We start from the raw sequence: 14,410 nt of genomic DNA, 5'->3' as shown, positions 1-14,410 counted from the left end.
TGCCCCTGCCGACGCCTCAGCCCAGGATGGGGAACCGGCGTTGGTCCGCGAGCCGCTGGAGCGCGGCCTCCATCACGGCTCGCACATGCGCGTCGACCTCATCGACGTCGGGATCCTCGCCGAAGCGGGCGGTGATGTCGATGGGTTCGAGCACCTCCGTGACGATCTTGGCCGGCAGCGGCAGGTTGGGCGGGAAGATCACGCTCAGGCCGAACGGGAAACCGAAGCTGACCGGCAATATGTTGATCCGGGCCTTCGTCAGTCGCAGCGTGCGCGCCAGCCAGTTGCCGCGGGTCAGGAACAGCTGCGTCTCCTGGGCGCCGATGGACACGGTGGGCACGATCGGCACCCCGGCTTCGATCGCCGTCCTGACGTAGCCGGTGCGACCGTCGAAGTCGATGGTGTTCGCGCTGAAGGTGGACCGGTAGGAGTCGTAGTCCCCGCCCGGGAAGACCAGCACCACCGCACCCGAATGCAAAGCGGCAGCGGCATTTTCGCGGCTCGCCTCGATAACCCCGAGGCGGCGCAGCCAGCCGTCCAGCGGACCCATGAACAGCCCGTAATGGCCGAGGGTGTAGACGGGGCGGTCGTAGCCGAACCTCTCGTAGAAGGCCGGCGAGAAGATCAGCACGTCGGGAGTGAACATGCCGCCGGAGTGATTGGACACCACGAGCGCCCCGCCGGTCGACGGGATGTTGTCGATGTTTCGCACCTCGGCGCGATACCACCGCTTGATGATCGGCCCGACGGCTTTGGCGACCTGCTCGGTGAACTGCGGGTCCCATTTGGCGGTCTCAGCATTGTCCGCTGTCTCAACGACCTTCATCGCTCCCCGCCGTCGTGTTTCTGCCATTTGCTAGTGGTAGCCGGTGTGATGCCGGTCTCAAACCTCGGCGCCAGCACGGCATATGCTACTCTCCGTTTTAGAGAATGTCATATCCGTTTGCTGATAACGAATCGCGCATCGGGGGGCGATGTCCGAAAAGGTTCTTGTCACCGGGGGTTTCGGGCTGGTCGGTTCGCAGACCGTGCGTCGGCTGGTTGCCGCCGGCCATCGCGTCGTCGCCACCGACCTCGGCACCCGCGACCAGCGCAAGGCCACGAGGTCGCTGCCCGCGGGAGCGGAGGCGCACTGGGCGGACCTGACCGACCCGAACCAGGTCGGTCGCCTCGTCGCCGACACCTCGCCGACGGTGATAATTCATCTGGCCGCGGTCATTCCGCCGTCGATCTATCGCGACGCCGACCTGGCCCGCCGCGTCAACGTGCACGCGACCGTGGCGCTGCTGCGTGCCGCCCAGTCGAGCCCACGTCGGGTGCGCTTCATCCAGGCGTCGAGCAATGCCGTGCACGGCGCGCGCAACCCGCACCGGCACCCCGAGCTGTTGCGCGCCGACACCCCGCTGCGGCCGGCCGATCTCTACGGCGCGCACAAGGCGGAGGTCGAAGGCCACGTACGGGGTTCCGGCCTGGACTGGGTGATCCTTCGGCTGGCCGGAGTCCTGAGCGTGGACCTAGGTGCCCTGCCGCTCAACATGGACGCGCCCTTTTTGGAGAGCGCACTGCCGACCGACGGGCGCCTCCACACGATCGATGTCCGCGACGCAGCGCTCGCGTTCGCCGCCGCGACCACCGCCGATGTTCTCGGCGAAATCCTGCTGGTCGGCGGCGACGAGTCACACCTGCTCCGCCAGGGAGACGTCGGTAAGGCATTGGCCGCCGCCCGCGGCCTGGTCGACGTCCTGCCCGGCGGCAGGACGGGCGATCCCGACAGCGACGAAAACTGGTACGTCACCGACTGGATGGACACCACCCACGCTCAGCAGGCGCTGCAATTCCAGCGCCATCCCTGGCCGGACATGCTGGCCGAGATGCGCGCGGCCGCCGGCTGGCGACGCAAACCGGCACGGGTGATCTCACCGCTCGTGCGTCAATTCCTCAAAAGGCGTGCGGCCTACCGGGATTGGCCCGGGATTTACGCCGACCCGTGGGGCGCGATCAGGGCCGAGTTCGGCGAGCCCCGGCCCGATACGCCGGGGCCCGCCATGACCTAGTCCGCGCGTCGGACCCCTCAACCGGCGTCGCGCACCAACCGGTGTGCCGTCGAAGGCACTTCGCCCGGAACGACTATGGGTTCTAGCTGGCCGAACAGGTCGATCGCGTCGGCGATGGCAGCGTCAACGAAGGAAGCGAAGTCCTCGAACGAGACGCCCTTCCGGATCCACTGCGACCTGCGCGCCACCACGCCGATGCGCTGCGGGTCGGACGAGCCGTGCACCACAGCGACGACTTGCCGGTCCTGCACGTTCCACGTGTCGGCGAAGTGCGTCAACCACGGCCGGTCGGTGGCGGGGAAGAAGCACGCGGGGGTTACCCGGACGATCAGCACGTCGCCCTGCGTCGGGCAGACCTCGAGATGGACGTGGAGCCGGCGCGGGCGGGTGTTGGCGACGTAGAAAAACTCGCCGTCGTGTCGGCCCCGGAAGTAGCGGCTGCCGTGCGTGCACAGGTAGCGCTCGACCAGGTCTGCGCAGAACGGCTCACTCGACATGAGTCGATACTGAGGCCGCCGGCTTTGCGGATCCTTTGAGCCGGGCTAGGCGGGACCGAAGAAATTGTTGAGAATTAGCTGAGCGCGGGCACTCGGGTCATCGCAGCACGCGCACGGGAACGTTGGACCAGCCCGCGACGTTTTGCATTGTCACCCGTTTGCAACCGTCCCAGATCACCTCGTAGCGGGGCATCAGGTCCAGCAGCTTGCCCAGGGCGATCGCGCTTTCCATCCGGGCCAGAGCGGCCCCCAGGCAACTGTGCACACCGTATCCGAACCCGAGGTTCTGCGCCTCCGAGCGATCGCGGTCGATGTCGAATTTGTCCGCGTCGGTGAAGGCCTCGGGATCGCGGTTCGCCGCTCCCCCCAACAGGAAGACCGGCTTGCCGGCGGGGATCGTGACGCCGTGCAGGTGAACCTCTTTCAGCGAACAGCGGACGTTGTACTGCGCGGGTGCCTCGTAGCGCAGCACCTCCTCGATCGCCGCGGGCACCTTCGAGCGGTCGTCGAGCAGCTTTTGCCATTGGTCGGGGTTGCGCGCGAACTGCACGATCGCGTTGCCGACCAGCTTGGTGACGGTCTCCGCGCCCGCGCCACCCAAAAGCGTTGCAAATCCGGTGATTTCGATGTCATCGAGGCGGGTGGTTCCCCCTTCGTCGCGCTCGACCTCGGCGGCGATCAGGGCGCTGATCATGTCGTCCTGCGGTTGCTTGCGTCGTTCCTGTATCAGGTTGTAGTAGAACGCGCCGGCCGAAGTGACCGCCTCCCAGTTGCTTTCGTTCATCTCTATCTGGCCGGGTTCGCGGTGCAGCGACGCGTCGACCCAATGCCGGATTTGCTGACGGTGCTCGGCGGGCACTCCGAGGACCGTGCTGATCACTTCGACGGGAAACAGCGCCGAGAAGTCGGCTACCACATCGAATTGCTCGGGATCGACCCGCGACAGGTGGTAGTCGATCAACTCGGTCACGCTGTCCTGCAACGCGGTGATCGCGCGAGGCGTGAAGACCTTGTTGACCAGGCTGCGCATCCGCCGATGCTCAGGGGGGTCCATGAAGATCATCGACTTGGCCTCCGCGGGGAGGTTGTCGTTCTTGACCATGGCGAGGTCGATCCCGCGGGCCGAGGAATACGTCTCGTGGTCCTTGAACGCGGCCGCGACGTCCTGGTGGCGAGTGAGCGCGTAGAAGTCGTGCTCCGCGTTGTAGTAGACCGGCGCCTCTTCGCGCATCCGCCGATAGGTCGGATATGGGTCGCGGAAAAACTCTTCCGAGAACGGGTCGAAGACCAGCTCGGTGGCCGTCATGTCTCCTCCTCGTCCCCGTAGCGTGGACAGTCGCTAACCCGATGCTGAGCACTTGCTTAGCATCGCGGCGCGGCCCGGGTCAAGGCGCCTGCTACTTTCCGTCCAGGTCGACACGCACGGTCAGCAGGTCGGTGCCCAACGCGCGCACCATCGCGCTGTTGAATCGCGGCAGCGTTGCCAGGCGGGCGTGTGGGTCGTCGTCCGGCATCAGCGCGGCGGACCCGGCCCGCCAGCGGCCGCGGAGACGAATCCGAACCCGGTTGTTCGCCTTGATGTTTCGCACATAGTCGGACGCCTCGCCGTGGTCGGACACCAGCCAGAACGTGGCGCCGTCGAGTCGCCCGCCGATCGGCGTTCGCCGGGGTCGCCCGCTACTGCGGCCGGTGGTCTCCAGCAGCACCTGGGTGGGCAGCCGCCGGGTGATGGGGTTGGCGATGCGTCGATGGAAGTAGCCGGTGCGGCGACGTTTGCGTTCGCGGGCTGAGGTGGTCATGGCGCAAGCATTGTCGAGACTAGCGGTCTCGTCAATGGGAGCGCTAGCCTTCAGGCTGTGACGCCACGACGGCCGCACACCGGTAACCGACGTAACGACGCGGCGGAGCGGGCGATCCTGCAGGCGGCGGCCGAATTGCTCGCCGACGGCGGTGGGCCGATCAGTGTCGACGCCATCGCCGAGCGGGCGGGCGTCGGCAAGCAGACCATCTATCGCTGGTGGCCGTCGAAGAGCGCGGTGCTGCTCGACGCGATGATCCACCGGGCGCGGCAGGTCGCGCCGGCGCCGGACAGCGGCGACCTGCACGCCGACCTACGCCTGTTTCTGCGCGCCACCTTCACCGCCGCGCCCGATAGCCGGAGCCTGCTCCTCGGGGTACTGCGGGAGGCGCTTGCCGATGACGCCACCATGGATCGGCTCGCGGCATTCACCGCGGCGAGGCGGGACGAGTTGGCTGGAATCCTCGCCCGCGCGCGAGCCCGCGGCCAGATCCCCGCCGCCGAACCGCCGGCGACCGTTGTCGATCAGGCGTTTGGATTACTCTGGTACAGAATGATTTTCGCTCACGAGGCGCTCGACGAGAGTGCCGCCGACCAGCTGGCGGCCGCCCTCGCGACGCAGCTGCGCACGAATGAGGAGGCTTGAGGGTGGGCTTCGCGGTGGAACGCATCGACCATATCGTGTTGAACTGCAACGACGTTGAGGCCACCGCGGCTTGGTATGAGCGGGTGCTGGGCATGCGGCGAGAGACGTTCGGGCCGTCGCAGCGAACCGCCTTGTCGTTCGGGAACCAGAAGATCAACCTCCGACCGGTGGGGGCGCTGGCCGACGATCCGGACTGGACGACCGGTACCGTCGAAGCGGCCGGCTCCGCGGACTTGTGCTTCGTCACGCAGGTGACGCCGGACGATGTTCGCGCCCACCTCGCCGCCTGCGGGGTCGACATCGTCTCCGGGCCAGTGACCAAGACCGGTGCGTTGGGGCCGATGACCTCGCACTACTGCCGCGATGTCGACGGGAATCTCGTCGAAATCGCGGTCTACTGATCCTCGATCAGCGGATACAGCTCGGGCAGATTGACGACGATGGCCTCTTGGGTGCTCCGCGCGATCACAACCTCAGCGGGGGAGTCGGGGTCGGGATTTTCCTCCCGGTGCGGCAGGTACGGCGGGATGAAGACGTAATCGCCGGGCGCGGTGGCGATGCGCACCTCTTGGTCGCCGTCGTGGAAGACGAACTCCGGGTTGCCGCTTCGGACGTAGATCGCGGTCTCCGATTCGCCGTGATGATGGTTCGACGAGGCGGTCGCCGGTGATGCGTGCGTCTCACCCATCCACAGCTTCTCCGCGCCCACCGACTTGCCGGACAGGGCGGCGAACCGGCGCAGGCCCTCCGATTGTGCGGTGTCGGAACTGATGTCCGAGGCCTTGACGTGGTGCACGCGGTTGCGGGCAACCACCGGGGCAGCGTCGTCGAAGTCCGGGTGAAATCCGTCTGCAGTCGCCATGGGTCAATTATCGTCCGCGGCGTCCCGGTAGGCCTCGAGCAACCTCAGCCACACTTCGCTGATCGTCGGGAAGCACGGCACGGCGTGCCACAACCGGTCGATGGGAACTTGGCCCGCGACGGCAATGGTCGCGGAGTGCAGCATCTCGGTGACCCCGGGTCCGACCAGCGTGACGCCGAGCAGGTGGCCGCGATCCGCATCGACCACCATCCGGGCTCGACCGGTGTAGCCGTCGGCGTAGAGCTTGGCCCCCTTCACGACGTCGCCGATTTCCACGTCGACTGTCCGCGCGCGGTGTCCGGCTTCCTGGGCCTGCCGGGCGGTCAGGCCGACGGCGGCGGCTTCCGGGTCGGTGAAGAAGGCCTGCGGCACGGCGTAATGGTCGGCGGTGGTCGCGTGCGCGCCCCATGGCGCGGTGTCCAGCGGCCTTCCCGCCGCCCGGGCGCCGATGGCCGCGCCGGCGATGCGTCCCTGGTATTTGCCTTGATGGGTCAGCAGGGCGCGGTGGTTGACGTCGCCCGCCGCGTAGAGCCAGCCGTCCTCGATGGCCCGCACCCGGCAGGTGTCGTCGACGTCGAGCCAGCTGCCCGGCGTCAGCCCCACCGTGTCCAGGCCGATGTCGCCGGTGAGCGGCGCCCGGCCGGTCGCGAAAAGCACCTCGTCGACTTCCAATTCGGATCCGTCGTCCAATTCGAGGACGACACGACCGCCATCGGGCCGGCGCAGCGCTCGGACCGATGTCCCCAAGCGGACATCCACGCCGGCTGCGGCGAGTCCGCGGCCGATGAGCTCGCCCACGAAGGGCTCCATGCGCGGCAGCAGGCCAGAACCGCGAGCGAGGAGTGTCACCTGTGCGCCCAATCCCTGCCAGGCGGTGGCCATTTCGACGCCGACGCCGCCGGCGCCGACGACGGCGAGCCGCTCCGGGACATAGCTGCTGTCGGTGGCCTGCCGGTTGGTCCATGGTCTGGCCTCAGTGATGCCGGGTAGGTCGGGCAGCGCGGGCCGGCTCCCTGTGCAGACCACGACCGCGTGCCGTGCGGTCAGCAACGCCTGCTCGCCGGCGGGCGTACTGACGACGACTCGTCGCGGGCCGTCCAACCGGCCATGCCCGCGTATCAGCGTGGCGCCGATCCCGGCCACCCAGTCGGCCTGGTCGCTGTCGTCCCAGTCGCTGACGTAGCGGTTGCGGCGGCCGAAGACGCCGGCGCTGTTGACGGGACCGCTGACCGCCTCGCGGGCGCCGTCGACCCGCCGGGCGTCCGCGACCGCAATCACCGGGCGCAGCAACGCTTTACTGGGCACGCAGGCCCAATACGAACATTCGCCTCCGACGAGCTCGCGCTCGATCACCGCGACGCTGAGACCCGCTGCCCGCGCACGTTCCGCGGCGTTCTGACCGATCGGCCCGGCGCCGAGCACGATGACGTCGTAGCCGTGTTCGATACCTGCTTCCATCCGTCAGCGCCTCCCCTCGATGAGTCGCTCGGCGAGTTCGCGGATGTCGCTCACGACGAGGTCCGGTTGCGGCAACCCGTCGACCGCCAGCGGTGGGTTTCCGGGCCGGGTGATGAGAGCGGAGCTGTAGCCGACGCGTTGCGCGCCCAGGGTGTCCCACGCGTGCGCGGCCACCATCATGCAATCGGCGGGTGCCACCCCGAGCGTCTCGCACGCGTGCCGGTACACCGCCGGAGCGGGCTTGAAGGCACGGCAGGCATCGACGCTCAACTGGTGCTCGAAAAAGCGGGCCAGCCCGGAATTCTGCAGTGCCGTGGGCCCGTCCGGGTTGGGCGGCGAGTTGGTCAGGGTGACCAGGCGGAATCCGCTGTCGCGCAGGGCGGCGAGCCCCTCGGCCACGTCCGCGTGCGCCGGCATCGTCAGCAGGCCGGTCTTGAGGCGCTGCAGGTCGTCGTCGGTGACGGCTACGCCGTAGACGTCGCCGAGCATGCGCAGCACGCCCTGGGCGAGCGTGGGGAAATTCACGTAACTATCGGCCAGCGTGACGGTCATCGAGTACATGATCAGCTGCGCGAACCACTCGCGCAGCACCCGCTCGTCGCCGAACTTCTCAGCGAAAAGCGGTGCCAGCGAATGGATATCGATGAGCGTCTCGTTCACGTCGAAGACGAGCACGGACGGCGTGGTAGTCGGCATGGCTCACCTTCGGCATCCCTTGGTGTGTGAATCTCCGGCCTCAGTCCATCACGACGACCACCTTGCCGCCAGCTTCTCCGGACTCCGCCACTCGGTGGGCCTCGTGAATCTGGTCGAACGAAAAGACGCGTGCCGGCGTTGCATCCAGTTTGCCCTCCGCCACCTGCCGTGCGATGTCACTCAACGGCACGTCCGACACCGGGAAGCCGGGATTGCCAAAGACGGGGCTGGCGAAGAACGTGAAGTTCACACCGCTTGCCATCCGCGCGAGCGGGTTGAAATCGCCGATGGGCGCAAGTCCGCCGAGCCACCCGGCCAGACAGGCGGAACCGCCGCGGCGCAGCATGTCGAGCGAGTCCAGGATGGTGCTGTTGCCGACGAAATCGAGGACGGCGTCGATGTTCTTGGCTTCGGCGATGTGGGCGGCAAGGTCGGTGCGCTCCAACTCGACGCGGACGGCTCCGATGTTCTCGAGCAAGGGAAAACGATCGCGGCTGCGTGCGGTGGCAATCACGTTCGCACCGGTGGCCACCGCCATTTTCAGTGCCGCCTGCCCCAACGCGGACGTCGCACCCCGAATCACCAGCGTTTGTCCGGCGGTCAATTCGAGGTTACGGAATAGGCATGTCCAAGCGGTCGCGTAGGTTTCCGGGAGCGCGGCCAGCTGTGACCACGGCAGGTCGGACTCGATGAGGGCGACGTTCGCCGCGCGGACGCGGGTGAACTCGGCATAGCTGCCGTTGATCGTCCGTCCCAGGCCGCCCATCAGGGCCGCCACCTTGGCACCGACCGGGAACTCGCCTCCCGGACACGACTCGACGATGCCCACGCATTCGATGCCGCTGACTTCTGCGGCTTCCGCCCATTCCCCCCGGCGCATGTGGATCTCGGCGTGGTTGATGCCGAATCCCTTGACCTGGATTACCACCTCGCCGTCTCGGGGCAACGGCTTGGGGATGTCGGTGTAGACGAGCCTGTCGAGGCCGCCGAATCCCGTCAGGATGATCGCCCGCATAGTAGCGCCGCCGGGCTGTTCTCGAACCACGGCGGGCGCGGTGGGCAGCTGGGGTGAAGCGATGACTGACATTGCGGCCTCTTCCTAGATCTGTTGGCGCCCTTTGGATATGGCGATGCGGCGCCGAACCGAAGCGACCATCCCCGCCCGCAACCATGTTGAATGGGCTATCTAGCCCAATATTATGGGTTACTAAACCCAATCTGTCCAGAGGAGTGGTCAGGATTTGGCTTTGCGGCGTGTCTTGCGGGGCGGCGGCGCGAAGGAACGCACATAGTCGACGGCGGCAAGGACGGCGGCGCGCATCGGCTCCGGATCGCCGGTGGCATAGGTCACCGTCGCACCACCCTGGTGTGCCACGACCAGCGACGTGGCCAGGTGCCGCGGGTCGGCGTCCGGCCGCAGCTCGCCGCGGTCCCGCATCGCCGTCAGCCCGGCCTGAAACAGTCCGATCCACAGGTCGTAGCCGGCGGACAGGTCGTCGTGCATTTCGTCGTCGGCGTCGATCAGCTCACCGGCCAACGAGCCGTAGACGCACCCGCCGACCCGGTAAACTGTGTCGATGTCGGCCGCGACGGCGTCGGCCCACGCCTGCAGGGCATCGAAACTGTCGAGCGCCCCCAACGACGGTCGAGCGTGAAAGGCCCGCACGTCGTCGCGCCGCGCGGCGATGACGTGACGGGTCAGGTCGCGCTTGTCGCGAAAGTAGTGCGAGATCTGCGACCCGCCCACCCCTGCGCGGCGCCGCACCTGCTCGATGCTGGTGTTGGCGACGCCGCGCTCGAACATCAGCCGCGCGGCGGCGTCGACGATCCGCGCCCGGGTCGCAATTCCCTTGCGGGTCAACCGCGATGCGCTGTCGTCACTCACGTCGCTGCCGTCCTGCGTCTGCCCCGGGCACGGCGGGCGGGCCGCGGTACCCGTTCCGCGGCGTCGGCGGCGAACATGCGCAGATAGTTCACCGCGAAACGGACCGCGTCGGCGTGCGGCCACTCGGCCCGATAGGTGAAGGCCAGGGTGCCGCCGCCCTGATGAGCGCTGACGATGACCAGCGCTATCCGTCGAGGGTCCGCATCCGCGACGAGGAGGCCGTCGTCCTTCATGTGCCGGATCGATTCCTCGAGGAGCTCGATCCACTGCCAATAGCCCTCGCCGAGCGTCCCCCGCGTGGCATCGTCCGACTTCGCCAGCTGCGCGGCGAGGGCGTGGTAGGTGGGCGTGCCGAAGTATCCGATGCGCCGCAGGTAGCGCATGTTGAGGTCGATCCACCGCTCGAAGTCGTCAAACGACCGCAGGCCCCCAAGCTTGGGCTGCCGGTGAAAGTCCAAGACCACGCCGATCTGGCGCTTGATGACCGCGCGGATCAATGCGCCCTTGTCGGCAAAATAGTGGGCGAGCTGGGATCCGCTGACCGATGCCGCCGCGCGCACGTTCTCCATGTTCGCCGCGGACAGGCCCTCGGTGACGATGAGGTGGGCGGCCGCCTCCACGATCCTGTCGCGGGTGGCGCGCCCCTTGGCGGTCAACCGTTGTTCGACGTGAACATCGGGATGGGCCATCGCGTCAGGCTAACCTGCGGGCGCTGCGGACTATGGGACATTCAACCCATTGATGCCGTGGCGCCCGCCGGCCCGTCAGGCGGTCACGAGGACCTTCGCGAGGAAGTTGCGGATGAGCTCGGTGACTTCGTCGAGTGCGGACTCGAGCAGGAAGTGGCCGCCGGCGAGCAGGTGGATCTCGGCGTCGGGCAGGTCGTCGGCGAACGCCTCCGCGCCGGCCGGGCCGAAGATCTGGTCACCGCGGCCCCACACCGCCAGCAGCGGGACCCGCGTCGCGCGGAAGTACTCGTGCAGCCGCGGGTAGAGCGGCGCATTGGTGGCGTAGTCGCGCAGCAGCTTCAGCTGCACCTCGTCGTTGCCGGGACGAGAGATCAGCGCGTAGTCGTGGTACCAGGATTCCGGGTCGACGAGCGTTTCGTCGGGGACGCCGGTGACGTACTGCCAGCGGGTGGCGTCCAGCGTGAGGAACTGGCGCACCGGGGCCTCGGTGTCGGGCGTGGGCTCAGTTTGATAGGCCCACAACACTTTCCAGAAGCTCTCGACGAACCCCGCATCGTAGCCGTTGCCGTTCTGGGTGATGATCGCGGTGACGGCGGAGGGATCGCGCAGGGCCAGGCGCCAGCCGATCGGGGCCCCGTAGTCCTGCACGTACATGGCGTATCGGTCGATGCCGAGCCTGCGCAGGAGGCCCGCGGTCAGGTCGGTGAGCGCGTCGAATGTGTAGTCGAACTCGTCCACGGACGGCGCGTCGGAGAGGCCGAAGCCCAGGTGGTCGGGCGCGATGATGCGGTAGCGATCGGCCAGCGCCGGGAGAAGTCGCGGAACATGTATGAGCTGGTGGGAAAGCCGTGCAAAAGAACCAGGGCGGGAGCATCCGCGTCGCCGGCCTCGCGGAAGAACAGCCGGTGACCGTCAACGGTGATGTAGCGATGATGAACAGTCGCCATGGTATTTCCTCCCGCATTTTTGGGTTGTGTAACCCAGTATGCACCAGAAGCGGTGGCTTGCAACAGTCTGGTCACGAGTTGCCCTGCGGGTCGTGCGGGCATAGCGTGAGTCGATCATCCCAGACTGACCACGCTGCGGGCGGTGACACGGTGGGCACACTTGTTTCGGTCAATGTGGGCATGCCCAAGGACGTCCAATGGCGTGGCCAAACCGTATACACGGGGATATGGAAGACACCGGTCGAAGGGCCGGTCATGGTGCGCCGCCTCAACATCGACGGTGACGGTCAGGGCGACCTCGGCGGCCACGGCGGCGAGCAACGCGCGGTCATGGTTTATCAGGTTGAGTCGTATGACTTTTGGCGGACCTACCTCCGTCGTGACGACCTGGAAGCGGGTCAATTCGGCGAGAATTTCACGATCAGCGGGCTCCCCGACGACGAGGTCTGCATCGGTGATCGCTATCGCATCGGCGAGGCGGAATTCGAGGTCACCCAGCCGCGCGTCACCTGCTTCCGGGTCGGCATGCGCCTCAACGAACCGAAGATGCCCAATCTGCTTGTGTCCCAGCATCGCCCAGGCTTCTATTTCCGGGTGATCAGCGAGGGCAGGGTGTGCGCGGGCGATGGCATCGTGCGGACCCGGCGCGGCCATCACGAGCTCAGCGTCGCCGACGTCGACGCGCTGTTGTATCTGCCCAACCGCGACATCGAGCTACTCCGGAAGGTCGTGGAGGTCCCGGCGCTCAGCCCCGGCTGGCAACAGTCCTTCCGTGACATGCTGGCCGAACCGGCCGGCGCGGAAACACAAGCCGCCGCCGAACCGGCGTGGGGCGGGTTTCGTCCGTTGCGGGTCAGCCAGATACGCAGGGAAAGCCCTGAGGTGCTGTCCATCCTCCTCGAGTCCGAGGACCATTCCCCGTTGCCACCTGCGTTGCCCGGCCAGTACCTGCCGGTGCGACTCGCCGGGGCGGGAGAGCCGGCGCCCCTGCGCAGCTACTCGCTTTCGGGTGATCCCGCCGAGGGCGTTTACCGGATCAGCGTCAAACGCGAAGATCATGGCCTGGTGAGCGCCTGGCTGCACACCCACATCCAGCCGGGCGCGGTGATAGAGGCGGCCGCGCCACGGGGTGACTTCTATCTCATCGAGGAAGGCAATCCCGTCGTCCTCATTTCGGCGGGCATCGGTGCTACGCCCGTGCTGGCGATGCTGCATGCGCTCTCGGCCGCCGGCAGCGGCCGTGACATCTGGTGGGTCCACACCACCCGAAATCCCGAAACCCAGGCGTTCGCGGCCGAAGTCGCGGCCCTCGTCGAGTCCTTGCCCCACGGTCGGCAGCGGGTCTTCTACACCGAGACGCAGGGGCGTCTTAACCAGGACTCGATCGCCGCCCTGGGCCTCCCGTCCGATGCCACCGTTTACCTTTGCGGCCCAACGCAATTCATGGCCGACATGCACGACCACCTCACCATCCTCGGACTCGACCCCAACCGCATTCACAGCGAACTGTTCGGCGCGCTGCCGGCGATCAACCCGGGTGTCGTCGAGACGGGTGACCGCAGGCCGCCCCACCCGCCGGCCGGGACTCCGGGCACCGGACCGCCGGTCACGTTCTCGCGCAGCGGGCTGACCGTGAACTGGTCGCCCGATTATGCGAGCATCCTCGACCTCGCCGAAGCGTGCGACGTGCCGACCCGTTTCTCGTGCCGAAGCGGGGTGTGCCACGTGTGTGTCACCGGCATCGTCGCCGGGGCGACGACATACGTCCAGCCACCGTTGGAGGAGCCCGGTGCGGGCCAAGTGCTGATCTGCTCCGCGGTGCCCGACAGCGACGTTGTGCTTGACCTTTAGCAAAGTCAATCTCAGGGGCATGCCCGCCAGGGCGACCACCAATCCAGTCCGTCAATGCGTTCGGACGCTGGACAATGAAAAGGAGTCTGGCCGCTAGGCCGGCGCCTTCGTCGTCTTGTCCACGGGTGGAACCTCGACGTATGCGCACGACCGCGGGGTGCGGGTCACGATGTCAGCGCAGAAACTCGTCGTGGCCTCAGCGTCGTTGGGCTTCTTGTTGTCGTTCTGCAGGGGCCCCGGGTAGACCTGCGCAACGACGAGCCGGTACTTGCTTCGGCTTAGCTGTGTTTGGATTTCGGAATCAATTTGACCGTTAGCGTCCGAGCCGATCGCAGCCCGATAGACGCGGTGGCCCGGCACCACCGGGCACACCAACCCGCCGTCCGGCTGGCTCGCCGGATGGCATTCACCGGCCGGAGCCGGGGTGTCAACGCCGACAGCAATCACGTCGACGACGATGAAATTTCCGGGCCGCAGATTGTCGGCCTCGAATTTCACCTTGGCGGTCGCGACGTCGGGGTCGGTCGCGGTGATGGTCAGCGCCAGCCTGGGAACATCTGGGATGTCCAGTAAAACGTTGTAGGACACCGCCAGTACGGCCGTCGCGAGGATCGTGGATGTCAACCCCAGCGCCACAAAAGCGAGCGGGATGTGGCGGCCGAGCCACGATTCGCGTCGGCCTTCCGTGGCCAGATAAACGACTCCGGCGATGCTGCCAAACAGCAAGGCGCCAAGGATGAGGAATATAGCCGCCTGCACCCATCCCGGATACGCCGCCGACAAACGCGGTGCCAGACCCACCAACGCCAACACGGCCGCGGGTACCGACGATCCGCCAAGAATCCAGGTCACCGTCTTCGGGATGTCGTCCATCGTGCTCCTCCGCCGGTATGCGTGATATCAAAAGACGCCGCAAAAATGGTATGCGCATGCTGCGCCGCGGGCGGTCGGAAATCTGCGCACGCACGATGCGAGCGGGAACGACTACACAGAATCGCTCTGTCGCCACGTCGTCGACGCCGAAACG

General features: G+C 67.0%; 15 protein-coding genes and 1 pseudogene. 4 read left to right on the top strand and 12 right to left on the bottom strand.

The window, feature by feature from the left end; translation table 11 throughout:
- Window positions 1-16: 16 nt before the first annotated feature.
- Complete coding sequence (locus N415_RS08150) at window positions 17-826, bottom strand: lysophospholipid acyltransferase family protein (RefSeq protein ID WP_081665114.1); 810 nt, start codon at window positions 824-826, stop codon at window positions 17-19.
- A gap of 148 nt (window positions 827-974) precedes the next feature.
- On the opposite strand from N415_RS08150, the gene N415_RS08145 reads away from it, so the two are divergent.
- Complete coding sequence (locus N415_RS08145; protein WP_068179338.1) at window positions 975-2,054, top strand: NAD(P)-dependent oxidoreductase; 1,080 nt, start codon at window positions 975-977, stop codon at window positions 2,052-2,054.
- 17 nt (window positions 2,055-2,071) lie between these two features.
- Here the strand turns inward: N415_RS08145 and N415_RS08140 are convergent, their stop codons facing one another.
- The 3 genes from N415_RS08140 to N415_RS08130 all read right to left on the bottom strand — a co-directional run bounded on the left by N415_RS08140 (window position 2,072) and on the right by N415_RS08130 (window position 4,350).
- Window positions 2,072-2,551 (bottom strand): hypothetical protein, encoded by a 480-nt coding sequence (locus N415_RS08140; protein ID WP_068179336.1) that lies wholly within the window; start codon window positions 2,549-2,551, stop codon window positions 2,072-2,074.
- Window positions 2,552-2,648: 97 nt separating this feature from the next.
- A complete protein-coding gene (locus tag N415_RS08135; RefSeq protein ID WP_068179333.1) occupies window positions 2,649-3,857 on the bottom strand; it encodes a cytochrome P450 in 1,209 nt (402 codons plus the stop codon).
- Between the two features lie 91 nt (window positions 3,858-3,948).
- Complete coding sequence (locus N415_RS08130) at window positions 3,949-4,350, bottom strand: nitroreductase/quinone reductase family protein (protein WP_068179330.1); 402 nt, start codon at window positions 4,348-4,350, stop codon at window positions 3,949-3,951.
- Between the two features lie 57 nt (window positions 4,351-4,407).
- Here N415_RS08130 and N415_RS08125 point away from each other — a divergent pair, with 57 nt between their 5' ends.
- Complete coding sequence (locus tag N415_RS08125; RefSeq protein WP_068179327.1) at window positions 4,408-4,995, top strand: TetR/AcrR family transcriptional regulator; 588 nt, start codon at window positions 4,408-4,410, stop codon at window positions 4,993-4,995.
- A gap of 2 nt (window positions 4,996-4,997) precedes the next feature.
- Window positions 4,998-5,396 carry a VOC family protein gene (locus N415_RS08120; RefSeq protein ID WP_068179323.1) on the top strand — a complete coding sequence of 133 codons (399 nt, stop codon included), beginning with the start codon at window positions 4,998-5,000 and terminating at the stop codon, window positions 5,394-5,396.
- Here the strand turns inward: N415_RS08120 and N415_RS08115 are convergent.
- The 7 genes and pseudogenes from N415_RS08115 to N415_RS08085 form a co-directional block, all read right to left on the bottom strand.
- A complete protein-coding gene (locus N415_RS08115) occupies window positions 5,390-5,857 on the bottom strand; it encodes a cupin domain-containing protein (RefSeq protein WP_068179320.1) in 468 nt (155 codons plus the stop codon). The genes N415_RS08120 and N415_RS08115 overlap by 7 nt on opposite strands.
- 3 nt (window positions 5,858-5,860) lie before the next feature.
- Window positions 5,861-7,315 (bottom strand): NAD(P)/FAD-dependent oxidoreductase, encoded by a 1,455-nt coding sequence (locus N415_RS08110; RefSeq protein ID WP_068179316.1) that lies wholly within the window; start codon window positions 7,313-7,315, stop codon window positions 5,861-5,863.
- Between the two features lie 3 nt (window positions 7,316-7,318).
- Window positions 7,319-8,011, bottom strand: coding sequence for a haloacid dehalogenase type II (locus tag N415_RS08105; RefSeq protein WP_068179313.1), 693 nt, complete (start codon window positions 8,009-8,011; stop codon window positions 7,319-7,321).
- A gap of 40 nt (window positions 8,012-8,051) precedes the next feature.
- Window positions 8,052-9,098, bottom strand: coding sequence for a zinc-binding dehydrogenase (locus N415_RS08100; protein ID WP_068179310.1), 1,047 nt, complete (start codon window positions 9,096-9,098; stop codon window positions 8,052-8,054).
- A 147-nt stretch (window positions 9,099-9,245) separates the two neighbouring features.
- On the bottom strand, window positions 9,246-9,896 hold the full coding sequence (locus N415_RS32570; protein ID WP_068179307.1) for a TetR/AcrR family transcriptional regulator: 651 nt from the start codon (window positions 9,894-9,896) through the stop codon (window positions 9,246-9,248).
- On the bottom strand, window positions 9,893-10,585 hold the full coding sequence (locus N415_RS32565; protein ID WP_068179305.1) for a helix-turn-helix domain-containing protein: 693 nt from the start codon (window positions 10,583-10,585) through the stop codon (window positions 9,893-9,895). Before N415_RS32565 ends, N415_RS32570 begins: the two co-directional genes overlap by 4 nt.
- A 75-nt stretch (window positions 10,586-10,660) precedes the next feature.
- Window positions 10,661-11,532: pseudogene (locus tag N415_RS08085) on the bottom strand (alpha/beta hydrolase).
- Window positions 11,533-11,682: 150 nt separating this feature from the next.
- Between N415_RS08085 and N415_RS08080 the strand changes: the two are divergent.
- A complete protein-coding gene (locus N415_RS08080) occupies window positions 11,683-13,383 on the top strand; it encodes an MOSC and FAD-binding oxidoreductase domain-containing protein (protein WP_068179302.1) in 1,701 nt (566 codons plus the stop codon).
- 93 nt (window positions 13,384-13,476) lie between these two features.
- On the opposite strand, the gene N415_RS08075 is transcribed toward N415_RS08080, so the two are convergent.
- Window positions 13,477-14,256, bottom strand: coding sequence for a hypothetical protein (locus N415_RS08075; protein WP_068179298.1), 780 nt, complete (start codon window positions 14,254-14,256; stop codon window positions 13,477-13,479).
- Window positions 14,257-14,410 lie beyond the last annotated feature (154 nt).

This window comes from Mycobacterium sp. UM_CSW, assembly GCF_000455205.1.
Lineage (GTDB): Bacteria > Actinomycetota > Actinomycetes > Mycobacteriales > Mycobacteriaceae > Mycobacterium.
This window is presented reverse-complemented; position numbering and strand designations above follow the sequence as displayed.

Coding starts and splice junctions, on each gene's coding strand:
- N415_RS08150 (WP_081665114.1), bottom strand. CDS start 826: ATGAAGGTCGTTGAGACAGCGGACAATGCTGAGACCGCCAAATGGGAC.
- N415_RS08145 (WP_068179338.1), top strand. CDS start 975: ATGTCCGAAAAGGTTCTTGTCACCGGGGGTTTCGGGCTGGTCGGTTCG.
- N415_RS08140 (WP_068179336.1), bottom strand. CDS start 2,551: ATGTCGAGTGAGCCGTTCTGCGCAGACCTGGTCGAGCGCTACCTGTGC.
- N415_RS08135 (WP_068179333.1), bottom strand. CDS start 3,857: ATGACGGCCACCGAGCTGGTCTTCGACCCGTTCTCGGAAGAGTTTTTC.
- N415_RS08130 (WP_068179330.1), bottom strand. CDS start 4,350: ATGACCACCTCAGCCCGCGAACGCAAACGTCGCCGCACCGGCTACTTC.
- N415_RS08115 (WP_068179320.1), bottom strand. CDS start 5,857: ATGGCGACTGCAGACGGATTTCACCCGGACTTCGACGACGCTGCCCCG.
- N415_RS08110 (WP_068179316.1), bottom strand. CDS start 7,315: ATGGAAGCAGGTATCGAACACGGCTACGACGTCATCGTGCTCGGCGCC.
- N415_RS08105 (WP_068179313.1), bottom strand. CDS start 8,011: ATGCCGACTACCACGCCGTCCGTGCTCGTCTTCGACGTGAACGAGACG.
- N415_RS08100 (WP_068179310.1), bottom strand. CDS start 9,098: ATGTCAGTCATCGCTTCACCCCAGCTGCCCACCGCGCCCGCCGTGGTT.
- N415_RS32565 (WP_068179305.1), bottom strand. CDS start 10,585: ATGGCCCATCCCGATGTTCACGTCGAACAACGGTTGACCGCCAAGGGG.
- N415_RS08075 (WP_068179298.1), bottom strand. CDS start 14,256: ATGGACGACATCCCGAAGACGGTGACCTGGATTCTTGGCGGATCGTCG.